Source organism: Pseudoalteromonas prydzensis (assembly GCF_001661495.1).
Taxonomy (GTDB): Bacteria; Pseudomonadota; Gammaproteobacteria; order Enterobacterales; family Alteromonadaceae; genus Pseudoalteromonas; species Pseudoalteromonas prydzensis.
The window spans coordinates 222,112-236,048 of sequence record NZ_BDDT01000001.1; the positions used below are offsets into that span (position 1 = coordinate 222,112).

The 13,937-nt window shown below is 41.3% G+C and carries 11 protein-coding genes; 4 read left to right on the top strand and 7 right to left on the bottom strand.

Annotated features, from left to right (window positions below; genetic code table 11):
• Positions 1-18: 18 nt before the first annotated feature.
• The 6 genes from arfA to A7968_RS00915 form a co-directional block, all read right to left on the bottom strand.
• The gene (gene arfA, locus A7968_RS00890) at positions 19-219 is read right to left on the bottom strand and encodes an alternative ribosome rescue factor ArfA (RefSeq protein WP_064664697.1); all 201 of its coding nucleotides are present in this window, start codon (positions 217-219) and stop codon (positions 19-21) included.
• A gap of 120 nt (positions 220-339) precedes the next feature.
• Positions 340-783 carry an azurin gene (gene azu, locus A7968_RS00895; protein ID WP_064664698.1) on the bottom strand — a complete coding sequence of 148 codons (444 nt, stop codon included), beginning with the start codon at positions 781-783 and terminating at the stop codon, positions 340-342.
• 84 nt (positions 784-867) lie between these two features.
• Entirely contained in the window at positions 868-3,405 is a 2,538-nt protein-coding gene (locus tag A7968_RS00900; protein WP_064664699.1) for a TonB-dependent receptor plug domain-containing protein, read from the bottom strand.
• A 299-nt stretch (positions 3,406-3,704) separates the two neighbouring features.
• Positions 3,705-4,355: a UPF0149 family protein gene (locus A7968_RS00905; RefSeq protein WP_064664700.1), complete on the bottom strand. Its 651-nt coding sequence runs from the start codon at positions 4,353-4,355 to the stop codon at positions 3,705-3,707.
• Between the two features lie 68 nt (positions 4,356-4,423).
• Positions 4,424-5,380, bottom strand: coding sequence for a sensor histidine kinase (locus A7968_RS00910; protein WP_064664701.1), 957 nt, complete (start codon positions 5,378-5,380; stop codon positions 4,424-4,426).
• Complete coding sequence (locus A7968_RS00915) at positions 5,370-5,933, bottom strand: heme NO-binding domain-containing protein (protein ID WP_064664702.1); 564 nt, start codon at positions 5,931-5,933, stop codon at positions 5,370-5,372. Before A7968_RS00915 ends, A7968_RS00910 begins: the two co-directional genes overlap by 11 nt.
• 287 nt (positions 5,934-6,220) lie before the next feature.
• Between A7968_RS00915 and nosR the strand changes: the two genes are divergently transcribed.
• Together nosR and hemH are read left to right on the top strand one after the other, a co-directional pair.
• Complete coding sequence (gene nosR, locus A7968_RS00920) at positions 6,221-7,522, top strand: response regulator c-di-GMP phosphodiesterase, NosR family (protein WP_371850140.1); 1,302 nt, start codon at positions 6,221-6,223, stop codon at positions 7,520-7,522.
• Positions 7,523-7,610: 88 nt separating this feature from the next.
• On the top strand, positions 7,611-8,630 hold the full coding sequence (hemH, locus tag A7968_RS00925) for a ferrochelatase (protein WP_064664704.1): 1,020 nt from the start codon (positions 7,611-7,613) through the stop codon (positions 8,628-8,630).
• A 31-nt stretch (positions 8,631-8,661) separates the two neighbouring features.
• Here the strand turns inward: hemH and arfB are convergent, their stop codons facing one another.
• On the bottom strand, positions 8,662-9,075 hold the full coding sequence (gene arfB, locus A7968_RS00930) for an alternative ribosome rescue aminoacyl-tRNA hydrolase ArfB (RefSeq protein WP_064664705.1): 414 nt from the start codon (positions 9,073-9,075) through the stop codon (positions 8,662-8,664).
• Positions 9,076-9,206: 131 nt separating this feature from the next.
• Between arfB and A7968_RS00935 the strand changes: the two genes are divergently transcribed.
• Positions 9,207-9,767: a hypothetical protein gene (locus A7968_RS00935; protein ID WP_064664706.1), complete on the top strand. Its 561-nt coding sequence runs from the start codon at positions 9,207-9,209 to the stop codon at positions 9,765-9,767.
• A gap of 114 nt (positions 9,768-9,881) precedes the next feature.
• The gene (locus tag A7968_RS00940) at positions 9,882-13,937 is read left to right on the top strand and encodes a DEAD/DEAH box helicase (protein WP_064664707.1); all 4,056 of its coding nucleotides are present in this window, start codon (positions 9,882-9,884) and stop codon (positions 13,935-13,937) included.

The following is a 13,937-nucleotide window of genomic DNA, read 5'->3' on the forward strand; positions in this document are numbered from 1 at the left end:
TATTTGATCACAGCTTGATTAAGCAGCGATTAAATAGGACTCTTGTCCTGAATGTTTTTGGTTACGCTTGTATGCCCCCTTCCCTTTTTTAGCCTTAACAACTTGTGGTTTAAAAATTTTCGATGTAACCAATGCCGCTAATGCATTGTCACGGATCACCCCGCGACCTGTATCGACCGTCGTATTTTGAGACTGTTTGCCTCGGTGTTGTTTTTTCATAATGTTTCCAATTTAATAAAAAATTAATCAGCAAGTACGCTATCGTACTTGCTGCGGATTGTAGGAGTTGTAGGTGAATTTGCAAGCAGTTTTTATCAGTTTGACCGTTTATTTTTAAACTCAAATCAATTTAAAATCACCTTGCATTACAGCAAAGTGACCAGGGAAAGAGCAAAAGAATTTATAAGCTTTATCGGTACTTAATTGCGCGGTTGAAAATTCAATAGTGGTTGAGCTACCGCCACCAACAACTTCCGTTGCGGCGAGTACCCTAGGATCGCCTGCTGGCACATAGCGATTCTCTACACCTGCTTGCATACCAGCAATTGCGATGTCTTTAACATCAGCGCTGGCTGTTAATACCCAATTATGGCCCATTACATTGATTGGTAAGTTACCTGAATGAGTGAGGGTCAGCTTAACGCTCTTGCAGCTTTTATCAACTTCAAGAGATTGAGTTGAAAACTGCATTGCATCATTTGCAGCAATTCTAAGCTCGCAATTGCCGGCGTTTGCAACAACAGAAAAAGCCAAAGAGCTAAGTAATAATAAAGATCTAAGCATGAAAAAACCTTAAATGAGAATAATTAACAACAGTTTATATTGATATTAATTCTCATTCAAGGCTTGTTGTATTAATTGTACTATTTAAAAGCTAAAGCTAACTTTAGCGTAATAAGCCATACCATCAAAGCCATATGGCAGAGCTCTAACTGGGTATTTAAAGCCTTGATTTGTAATAAAATCTAGCACTTCGTCTTCACCAAGTTCATCTGGCGTGACATCAAATAAGTTATCCACACCAACGTTTAATGTTAGTGACTCGGTTAGCTGGTAGCCAAAATTAACGTCAACTAACACCGCAGATTCAACCACACTGGTATCTTTAAACTCACCCGTTGGTGAAAGCTCATCTGGTAAACCAATGTGGTCATTACCAAAGTACTTAACGTCTGTTTTACCAAAGTAGTTAAAACGCAGCATGGCGCTCATTGCATCACGTTCGTAATCAAATGTCAGTGTACCGCGCTCTCCTGGCTGACCATCGGTTAAAAAGCTGCGTTGAATATCATCTAAAGCAATATTTTCTGGGATCCCAGCAGGCGCATTTACATCATCAATTTTCGTGCTATTTAAATTCCCAGCAAACGTCGCCGAGAAACTACCGTCATACAGATCAGTACGATATGAAGCGATAATATCAACCCCTTGCGTGGTTGAATCTACTGAGTTTGAGAAGTATGCCGCTTGATCAGCGCCAGTTTCAGCTAATGCAGCCACAGCTGCAGGGCTAAACGCCACGTCACTTGCCGATAAGAAGCTGCCTAAAGTAATGCGATCTTTAATTGCGGTATGGTAAAAATCAACAGTCAGTGATAACTCGCTACTTACATCATAAACAAAACCAAAGCTCAGGTTTTCAGAGCTTTCCAGCTCTAAGCTTTCTACCCCCAGCGCCACAGGAAAGGCAGATCCAGAAGTGGCTATAAATGATTGTTCCAGTACGCCACCGGCGCCTAAATTAGTGGTATAAGCTGTGTAAGCACTTTGTTGTAATGAAGGCGCTCTAAAACCAGTCGATACAGCACCACGAATAGCAAAATCATCATTAAATTCATAACGAGTGGCAAGCTTACCAATTAAATCGTCTCCCGCATCTGAAAAGTCTTCATAACGCATCGCCGCACTGATATTCCAGGCATCTGTCAGCATGGTTTCTGCATCAATATAAAATGCGTAGCTATCACGGCTTTGCTTATTTGACGCTTCAGGTCGTAAACCGTTATATGCTTGAAAGCCACACTCTGCAAATTGGTTAGGATCGTTCACCGCAGGATAAGAGGTATCCATATTAGCTAAACCACAAGCATACGATGCTTCTTCCCCTGGTACTATTTGGTAATTTTCTTTACGGTACTCTGCGCCAAATGACAGATAAATAGGTTCACTGCGGCCTATATCAATAATGCCATTAATATCAGCATTAACTGTGGTTTGATCAAACCTAAAGCCACCCGAGTAACCGCCATTAGGGCCTGAGTTTGCAACAATATCAGCATCACTTGCACTAGGATTATTCGCTACATACTCTGCAGCATAAGAAGCATTAATGGTATTACGTGAAGTAAAATCATATTGGTTTTCACCGTAAACCGCGGATACATCGTAGCCCCAGTCAGTGTTTATCTCACCTTTAATACCCAGTGCCAGTGAAATATCCTGCGCCTCATTATAAATACGCGGTAAGAAGCCATCACCGTATACTTGTGTTACATTCTTGCTGGCTTGATCAAAGTTACGATAAAAGCCGTTACCCAGAGCAGTACGCTCAGAGTAGCCACCAAATGAATAAAGTTCAGTCGCGCCCATTGGCAATGACATATTGTAAAACAGTGAGGTAAATTCACTTTCAGAATTACCTTGTCCCCAACGCACATCGTCAGACAAAGTGCCATACGGTACATCAACCGAGCCGCCAATATCACGCTCAGCACGGTTAGTACCATCAGCATCGCGATATTCAGCAGAGAAATTAATAAACCCGCCTTCATCATCTAAATCAAAACCACGGTTTAAACCCACTGATACTGTATCACCGTCGCCCTCACCTGTACTGCCGGCTTGCACATAACCGGTTGTGATCCCTGTTGAATCATTTAACGATAAGTTAATCACTCCGGCAATAGCATCTGAGCCATATTGCGCCGCGGCGCCATCGCGCAATACTTCAACGCCTTTAAGTGCAGATAGTGGAATGGCATTCATATCAGTACCCGCAGCCCCTGCGCCCACAGTACCCACTAAGCCAAAAATAGACTGATTATGACGACGCTTGCCATTCACCAGTACTAAGGTTTGATCCGGCTGTAAGCCACGTAAGGTCGCAGGGCGAAATAAATCTGAGCCATCAGAAACCTGTGTACGAGAAAAATTAAACGACGGTGCCGTCGCTTGAAGGCTTTGACCAAGCTCTGTAAACCCTCCTTTATTGAGGGTATCTGCATCAATTAAATCAATTGGTGACGATGATTCTGTAGCAGTACGGTTGGAAACCCGCGAACCTAAAACGGAAATTTGTTCTATATTTTTTTCTGCTTGAACCTGTGCTTGCTCAGCAAAAACAGCTGAGCTACTAAAAGCAAGCCCGATGGCGATAGCCAATGTATTTAAACGAAGTGTTGTCATGTGTGTTCGACCCTGTTGACTCTTTACTTGCTAATGCAATTGCAATAAGAAAAGAATGCATAAAAATTATAATTAATTGTCTGAGCATTATTTACAAAGATAACGCCATGGCAAACATCCTAGCAACATAAGTGTACAAAAAGAAACATATTTAACTGCGACAATGGTAGAAATATGCAATAATTAGCCAATTTTTATAATAAAAGACAATTCTGATTGAATTTTAGACAAAAAAAAGCATGATTATTCAAATCATGCTCATTGTTAAAATTTTGTAGTGCGCTAAATAGTATAAATGATCAGCCTTCTTCTTCCCACAGCGCTAACTTTTCATCTTCAAGCATTAATGCCATTGATGCAATACTGGTTAAGCTTTCATCCAAGCCTTTATAAAGTAATGGGAAACCAGCGCTGAGCTGCTCAGGTTCAGGGTGCTCTTTAATTGTATCCGGCCACATTGCAAAGGTTGCAAGTAAGTTTAAGGTGGCTTCAAAGTTATCAATAAACAACTGTCCATCTTCTTGATTTTCTACTTGTTGTTTATCTGCACTAAGTAAAAACCCAAAGTCGCTTTGCCATACTTCTTGATTAACCATATACGCGGCTAAGTAACCCACACACCACTGTTGCAGTTGCTCACTTGGCGCTTTCGCATCATCTGCGTGGGGATAAATAGCGCTCAGTAAATGTTGCTGCGCTACCTGCGCTTCGGTCACATTATCTAATAAAGTGATCATTGCTTCATGTTCAGCAGAGCCGGTCATTAAGCGGGTATAAATAGCTTCATTTTTATCGGCAATGTAATTTGCTATTTCTGACTCGCCATAAAACTCAGAGCACGCCAATAAACCACTAATAAAACCAATGATGCTGTCAGTGCTCACCACTTTTAGTTCAGGGTGCTGACTTAAATAATCACTAAGAACCAATTTACTCTTTTCATTAAGCATTATACACCCTCAGGTCGTTATACAATTTGTCTATACACTAACCAACTATTGGTTTTTTTAAAAGCAAATTATTCATGCCTTAAAATTGGGAAAAAACAGTGTATCTGTGTGCCTCGCCCTTGCTGGCTATCAATTTCAATTGTCCCTTGGTGATCATGAACCATAGCGTACACTAACGTCATTCCCATACCAGTGCCGGTACCAACGGGCTTAGTGGTAAAAAAGGGATCAAAAATATGCGCTTTGACATGCTCACTCATACCGCAGCCATTATCACTGACAGTAATGCATATTTGCTGCTCAGTAAACGCCACTGTAACAGTAATTTTTGCTTGCGTATCACTAAGCTCATCACAAGCATGCTTGGCATTTATTAGTAAATTCACCATTACTTGATTAATGGCAGCTAAATTACACCAAGCCATTGGCAATGCTTGATAATGGCAATTAACCTCACAGTTACTCAATTGATTTGACAACAATTTAATAGCATTTTTTACTGCATCTGTCATATTAGCCAATTGTTTTTCATTGTCTTTTGGTCGGGCAAAATTGAGTAGATTGCGCACAATTGTATTTATGCGCCTTAGCCCTTCACGACTATCCTCAACAAGTTCTTGAATTTCGTTACTCATCGCAGTAAAAGACTGCGCTTTTTGTAGTTGCAGTAAGGTGTCTTTTAGCTGCGCTGCACTGAGTTTACCTGATGTAAACCGCTCGTTTAATAACAGCAATTTGTCTACAGTTAACCGTGTACTTTGTAAGCATTCAAGGTTACTCATTGCATACGCTAACGGATTATTAATTTCATGGGCAATGCCTGCCGACAAAGTACCTAAGGTGGCCATTTTTTCAGCTTGAATAAACAACTGTTGCTGATGCTCAAAATCAGCCACTTTTTTTACCAGCTCTTCATTTAATGCATATAAAACCCGGCTTTTATCCTCTATTAGCTGCTCAGCCTGAATCCGCGCAGCACGCTCGCGAAGGTAGGCTTGTTTATACTCGTCGTTGTTACTCGGCATTTGTATTTTTGACCAATGGGTTATAGTAAATATCTAATACGCAAGCCTCATCACCGCGATGTTGGCATTTCGGGTGTTTAATTTTAACCTCCACCTTAAAATGCTCTGCAGCCCCATAAATTAATCCTTCAGCTAAAATACATAGCCTTCGCTGTGAACTGTAGTGCATTTCAATATGACCAGAGCTAATCATCATACAACGCATAATTGGCAAGTTAGCGCCTTGATGCAACTTATTTACCTCCTTGTGAATCACATTAGTTATATTTAAAATTAACGCTTCAAAGTATTGAAATAGGCTAACAACATGATAATGCTGCATTAAATGGGCAAATAAATGACGACCAAAAACAGTTAATACCACGTTGGGCTCAAGTTTTAATTCTTCACAAATATCTACCACTAATGCATTAAGCTCAGCATCAGGGTAATTATTTACAGACACATAACAACGACCCTCAGGTGTCTTTTTAGCCAGTAAAGCGTTCCAATATCCCATGTCTCTGTACTGTAAAACTAAGCTCTCTAACGCGTGAAAAATACTACCTTTCATCTGTTTTTTGTCTCTTGTTATGAAACGAAATTGTAATAGCACTGGATGGCTTACGGAGCAAACCCCAAAAAAAACCAATAAGAGAGCAATTCATCAGTAATAGTTATTTTGCTGCCTCACCAACAGATTTGCACAAATAAAGCCTTGAGTTGTCAGCAGCGGACTAATATCTATTTTGTAAAAACGATTACTTTTTATAAAATTAGCACAATTTATTTTTTTCACACGTTTTCATTAGCATAAACACACGCTATGTTTAAAGGGTATGTTAAATAATGGGGTTATTTGTGGATAAATCAGCAGTTCATATTCTCTGTGTTGACGATGACGAAATAGTCCTTCGCTCATTATCGCGACTCCTCAAGGGTCAACAATACCATGTAGAGACATTCGCAGATCCACTAAAAGCCTTAGAGCGCATCAAGCAACACGAGTTTGCCGTAATCATCAGTGATATGCGGATGCCGCAAATGGATGGTGCCGAGCTTTTTAATCAAGCTAAAAAGTTATCACCAGACTCGCAGCGAATTTTAGTCACGGCCTTTTCTGACATAGACACCACCCTCAGCGCCATCAATAAAGGTCAGATCCATGGCTTTATCCAAAAGCCTTGGCAAAACAATTTACTGTTAAGCACAGTTACTGACGGTATTGAAAAATACCAATTAAAAAAACAAAACCAAGCGTTACAACAACAGATCAATGCACAAAATATTGCTTTAAAAGAACTCAATAACTCACTAGAACAACGCGTAGAAAAACGCACAAAACAAATAAAACAAGTACTTAAACAACTTGAAGTCGCTAATGCCAGTGAAAAAAATGAACACCGCTCAACCGTTGAATTACTCTATAATTTTATTAACGCCAACCCCTATTTAGATGGCAGCAAAGCAGAAAATATCGCTAATACTTGTACCCAGATAGCCAAGCAACTGCAGCTTCCCAAGAAAAATATCGACATGGCCGCTATGGCTGGCTATTTAGCACAGATAGGGTTGCTAGCTATGGACCCGCAACTATATGAGCACCCTTTACACGAACTGAGCGAGCAACAGCGCAAACGCTATTACACTCACCCTAGCACAGCGCAATTGATGCTAATGCCAGCAACTCATTTACACGATGTGTCTGATGCTATTTATCATCAATACGAGCATTATAATGGTAATGGTTTGCCGAAAGGACTCAAAGGTAATGATATTCCTCTGAGTGCAATGATCCTTGCCTTAGCACGTGATTATTGGGATGCCTATGAACAATGCCAACAATCCGAGGAGCAGAAGCACCAACATGCTTTAGAAACCGTCACACAATTTAGTGGTGCTTACTACCACCCTAAATTGGTACGCGCCTTAACTGAGTGCAGCATCAAATGTATTAAGCAACAATCAAAAGGCGGCTCCATGCAAATCATCAGTGCTCAGCAACTTGCGGTGAATATGGTGTTAGGGCATGCTTTACATAGTCATAGCGGTATTATGTTGCTGCCAAAAGGCCATCTTTTTAGCGCCAAGTCGATAGAAAAACTGCAACAGCTTGAAGCTAAAAAACCATCGCCTTTTCGGATCATGATCAAATCATCATAAATCAGTGATCCTATTTGGCCTTTGATTCGTTACAATAGGCCAATAATTATATTTTCCATAACTGGTTATTTTTCTTTAGGAGCAGTGTGTGTCGCGATTTTCAGCCGTTACTGATAACCCTCATGATCAGCGTTTTCATCAAAAAACGGGCGTTTTACTGACCAACTTAGGGAGTCCAGATGCACCCACAGCTAAGGCATTACGTATTTACTTAAGAGAATTTTTATCTGATCCGCGCATCGTTGAGATCCCCCGATTAGTTTGGATGATCATTTTGCATGGCATTATTTTACGAGTACGCCCTCAGCGCTCGGCAAAATTATACCAAAGTATTTGGACCGAAAATGGCTCGCCATTAACCCATATTACTCGCTTACAACGAGACAAACTCGCCGCTCAGTTAAAAAGCCAAGGTTATGAAAATACCGAAGTGGTGATGGCGATGCGCTACGGTAACCCCTCTATTGAAGCAGGCTTAGAAGAATTACGCGACAAAGGCTTTACCCGTATTGTCGTGCTCCCTTTATATCCTCAGTATTCAAGCCCGACTACTGGCTCAACCTTTGATGCAGTAGCAAAAGTGCTGAGAAAATGGCGCTGGGTGCCAGAGCTACATTTCATCAATGGTTATCATAAAAACACCACCTATATAGAATCACTCGCCAATAGTATAAGTGAAGACTTACAAACCAATGGGGTGCCACAGAAACTAGTATTCTCGTATCATGGAATGCCAAAATTGTTTTTAGAGCGCGGTGATCCTTACTATTGTTTATGTCTACAAACCACCCGCTTAGTGGTCGAAAAACTAGGCCTTGATAAAGACTTAGTGGTCAGTACCTTTCAAAGCAGGTTTGGTAAAGCAGAATGGTTAAAACCATACACTGACGCTACTTTAGAAGCATTACCAAGCGAAGGGATCAAAGATATTGCCATTATCAGCCCAGCTTTTAGCGCAGATTGCCTTGAAACACTTGAAGAATTAGAAAGTGAAAACCGTGAAATTTTTGAACATGCCGGCGGCGAGAAATACCGTTATATTGCAGCCCTTAATGACCGCGACGATCATATCAACGCGTTAATCGATGTGCTTAAACCTATGTTGTAAAAACTGATGGGTAGGCACATTAGCTGCCTACTCAAAATTTTATACTTCCACGCAATGCCTTAGTGTTACCGTGCTTGGTTTTTTTATCCATGCGTTTACGCTGCGAACTCCGGCTCGGTTTCGTCGCGCGGCGTGCCCTTTGCACTTTAGTGGCTGAGACAATCAACTCTTTTAAACGCGCCAGTGCGTCTTCTCTATTTAACTCTTGAGTACGATGACTTTGCGCTTTGAGCACAATCACCCCCTCTTTTGTGATCCGGCTATCATTAAGCGCCAATAAACGTTCTTTATAGAATTCAGGCAGCTTTGAGCGATTAATATCAAAACGCAGGTGAATAGCGCTAGCTACTTTATTAACGTTTTGCCCACCAGCCCCTTGTGCACGAATAGCAGTTAGTTCAACTTCCCACTCATCAATTGTTACAGCGTTTGAAATAGTTAACATTAGGTTCAGTTACATTTGGCAAAAATGCATTATAGCATTTGCTGCATAGAGACCAAAATCAACTAATATTAATAGCGGTAAAGCTATATTTAGTTTTTAATGCGCAATAGGAAATAACAAAGGATCTAACTATGAAAAAATTATTATTATCAATCAGCTTATTAGCAATGAGCTTTTCAAGCCTAGCTGCAGACATTACTGAAAGTGATCTGCAAGGCTACATGAAAGCACTGCCAGCAGTAGTTGACTGGTCGCAAAATCAAGATGCATTAAAAAGTATGGACTTAGGTAGCATGCTAGGGGGCTCAGAAGGCGGTACCAGTGCAATGGCTTTAGGTGCACTTGGTATGATCAAAGATAACGATTTATACAAAGAATTTGCCGCATTAACTAATCAATATGGTTTTACACCTGAGCAACTTATTTCTGTAGGTTCTGAAGTATCAATGGCTTACCTTGAAAACCTCAAGGGCAATTTATCACCAGAGAATAAAGAAAAAGTAAATCAACTAATGGGTGGTTTGCAAAGTATGGGTGGCTCGCAAAACAACAGTGCTAGCTCATTGTTAGGTTCAGTTGCTAACTCAGCAAATGCTGGCAGTGCAGATGCGCCAGTAGTGAGCGAAAACAACTTAAACCTAGTAAAAGAGTATATGCCGCAACTACAAAAGCTCTTTGCAATGGTGCAATAAATTTGCCTAAAAGCATTAATAAAGCGACCTTTTGGTCGCTTTTTTATTGGTTGTAACTAACACTACTGAAATTTATACTGACTGCAATTATTAGCGACTTTAATTATTGATTTTATGTCATTTAACACTTTGCCACCCGCCACAACTGACGAACAACAAAAACAACTGTGTGTGTTACTTGCACTAATAATCAGCAGTGCTTCCCAGGGCTATCAAAACTCCACTCAGCAGATCACCAAACGCCTGTATAATCACCTTAAAAATGGTTATTCATTTTCCCAAGCTGAAGTAACTAAATACACAAAACAGCTCGAAGCTGACGAGCTGCTCTGGAAGCTACCTTATGGTGCGCACTTTCGTATTTCCATCAACGCGCTAGCGTATGTAATTATTAATGTCACTCAACAGCCTAAGATACTAAATGCATTTCTAACCGAAGCTATCCAAAGTTGTATTTACTTTGACAATAATTGCGACTTTTTATTCATGTTATTTAGTTATATTCGCCAGCAGCATGACACCGCGAAGATGCCGAAAGATTTATCACAAGAAATTGATTTTCAGGTTATAAATTTGCTGGCGCAGTCGCAATATAGCAGTCAAGTGTGGCACTGTTTACCAAATGCATGGCAGCAACTATGTTTAGAGCACTTTATTCGTGGACAGTTTTTTAACCTCAGCGAACAACCCGCTTGGCCAGCTCTGGTCAGTCAGGCAGCCCCGGCTTTAGCAGTTCATACACGTATTTACCTTAATGAAAACCTAGCGCTATTACTGCAAGATAAGCGCTTTACACAACTGCTCGATAACCAACAAGATGCTGTATTAGCAACCTTTATCGAGGCCAATAGTTGTGCCATTGAGGGTGAGTCTATCGATGGTGCATTAGTACTCTATAAAAGCGTATTAACCGCGTACAGAAAAAAATTTGGTAAGGGAAGTTATCCCAGTGAGCTCACAGGCTTACTGTATACATTGTGCTTATTTATTAGCGGTAGCGCGGCTGATATTAAACAACTCAATACGTGTCGCAAATGGTATAAAAAAACCTTTGGTGAGTTAAGTCACGCCTGCCAAGGCATTGATCACTTGCTTGATGATGACTTAGCACACTATCAACATCACCGCTTAGCCGGTAGCTTAAGTTATTTGCTTAATAACCCAAATGCTTTAGCGCCGTTATTTTGCTTATTACTAGCAATCATCAAAAACGCCACCGATGAACAAATAAATAGCTTACGCGATGACACACAGTTATTAACACAACTTAAAACGGCCGCAAACCACCAGCAACATTGGCTTGCAGAGCAATGTACTCACTTAGTTAATTGGCTTAGTGATGATATTGCTTTACCGAGCACAGGTTTACTACAGCACTTTACCCGCGTACCACAATGGCAACGTTGGTTAAATGAAATTAGCCAAATAGACACCCCAACTGCGCAGCAACGCGTGATTTGGCAACTCGATGTTACTCATCTAGATTTACCGATTATTCAAGCCAAAGTGCAACAACTCAATGCCAAAGGCGACTGGACCAAAGGCCGTAAAGTAAACGCCCATGAACTGAGTTACAGCCAATATGAAGACGCCCTAACCAGTGCCGACCGTCAATTTATCCAAGCGCTAAATAGTCATGCAGGGTTTGGTTACAATGAAATCCATGCAACTGGTGCAGTGTTACAAGCTCTAATCGGATTTAAAGGGCTGGAAGATCACAACGCCCAGCCAATTAGCCTAATTAAAGGCGAGTTTGTTATTGAAATTGCACAAGACATAAATGATTGCTACCGCTTGGTGATGCAACCGAGTATTAGCGATATTGATTGTGATTTTTTACTTTTACACAGCCATGCTCATTGTTATCAAGTGTTCACTATTGATGATAAACAGCTCAAGCTACTGAAATTACTTGAACAGCAACCCAATAACCTTACCGAAGAACGATTGCCGCAACTCAATAGTGCATTGCAAGTGCTGGCCAACGAACACCATATTAGTAGCCAACGTAGCGAGTTTGCCCAAGTTAATAACGTACGCCAAGGGCTCTGCGACATTGCCGCGGTGGTTGCGCTGACTCAATTAGGCATTAATGTTAACTTTTACAGCATGCCAGTTGGCGTTGACGGCCCTTGGCTTGAGCCCGGTATTGGTGCGTTAACCTTAGCGCACAGTATCAATGAACAAACCGACAGCATTGTAATCAAGCGCGATTTAAAAGCAGAACAGAAAGCCCTGCAGAAACTACTAACAGGTATGGCGGGTGTATTTGCAGATAAACAAGCGCCGCACTATAACAAGTCACTGCAACAATTTTACTTACCAGAAGATATCAGCCAAGCAATAGAACTACTTGAAACAGCACAGCAACAACAGTCCTTGGTACTAAGCTGGGATGAAAGCAGCCAAGGCATGCAAGTGGCGAAGAGCAAACACCTGTCGCTGAACCTCAATGACGATAATGACTGGTTAAGTGTCAGTGGCAATATCTCACTGCCCAGCGGCCAAGTATACGAATTACAAACGCTACTCAAAGCACCTCGCCGCGGCAGTATTTTAGAGTTTTCAGAAGGTAATTCGCTGTTATTGGATCAGCGTTTAACTAACTTGTTAAATCGTTTAGAAGGTATGCAAAACCTTGATAAACACAACCCTACTGATGAGCTAAGGATTGCCAATGCGCGCGCCCTGCCATTACACAAAACGATTGCCGACTTAGGTGATGTCACCTTTGGTGAAAGCTGGCAAACTCGCTTAGCTAAATTTGAGCAAACAATAGAGCCCACTTTACCGGTGCATTTAATCAATGTGCTGCGCGATTACCAAGTGGTTGGCGTTAACTGGCTCATGCAATTGGCTAACTGGGGGCTCAATGCCTGCTTAGCCGATGACATGGGACTGGGCAAAACGCTGCAAACTTTAACTGTCCTACAAATGCGCAGTAGTTTAGGCGCCAGTTTAGTGGTGGCACCTAAATCAGTGTGTCATAACTGGCGAGTCGAAACCGAGCGATTTGCAGCTAGTTTGAACGTAAAAATCATCGAAAACGCCACCGCGTGCAGCGATGTTCTCGCTACGGCAGGTAAACATGATTTAGTGATTGTTAGTTATGGTTTATTGCCGCTGATTAGCGAGCAACTCTGTCAATTTAGTTTTGCCAATATTGTGTTTGACGAAGCACAAGCAATTAAAAACCCTTTGAGCTTACGGGCAAAAGCCGCGTTTGCGCTCAATGGTCAATTTAAAGTAGCGCTGTCTGGCACACCGATTGAAAATCACTTAGGTGAACTGTGGAGTTTATTTAATTTTTTAATGCCGGGTTTTTTACACACTCTGCCGGTATTTAAAAAGCGCTTTGGCAATGCCGATAAAAACCAACAACAAGCAGACACCCTAAAAACCCTTATTGCACCGTTTATCCTGCGTCGTACCAAACAAACTGTATTAACTGAGCTGCCAGAAAAAACCGAAATAAATTTAACCTTTGCGCTCAGTGATAAAGAGCAAGCATTGTACGAGGCCACTCGTTTAAACGCGCTTGAACAAGCAAATCAGGAAGACAGCCAATACATCACCATCTTAGCTTCACTCACTAAATTACGCCGCGCCTGTATTGCTCCGCAGTTACTGTTAGAGAGCAGTAAGTTGCCATCGAGTAAACTCGACACCGCCGAAGCCATTATTACAGAGTTACTTGAGAACAATCACCAAGCACTGATCTTCAGCCAATTTGTTGATGTATTAAAACTGCTTGAGCAACGTTTGCAAAAGCGAGGCATAGAATATTGCTACCTAGATGGCAGTATGAGCAGCAACAAACGAAAACAACAGGTTGATAAATTTCAAGCGGGCGATGCGCCACTATTTTTGATCAGCCTCAAAGCTGGCGGAATCGGGCTTAATTTAACCGCTGCCGATTATGTAGTGCATTTAGATCCATGGTGGAACCCTGCGGTTGAACAACAAGCCTCAGACCGCGCTCATCGTCTCGGGCAAACGCGCCCAGTCACTGTGTACAGATTAATTGCACAAAACACCATTGAAGAGAAAATTCTGCAATTGCATGAACATAAACAAGCATTAGCAGATAAAGTATTAGCGGGCAGTGGTGATGCAGGGCAAATGTCTAAAGACCAATTATTGGCCTTGTTAAATAACAATGATCGGTAA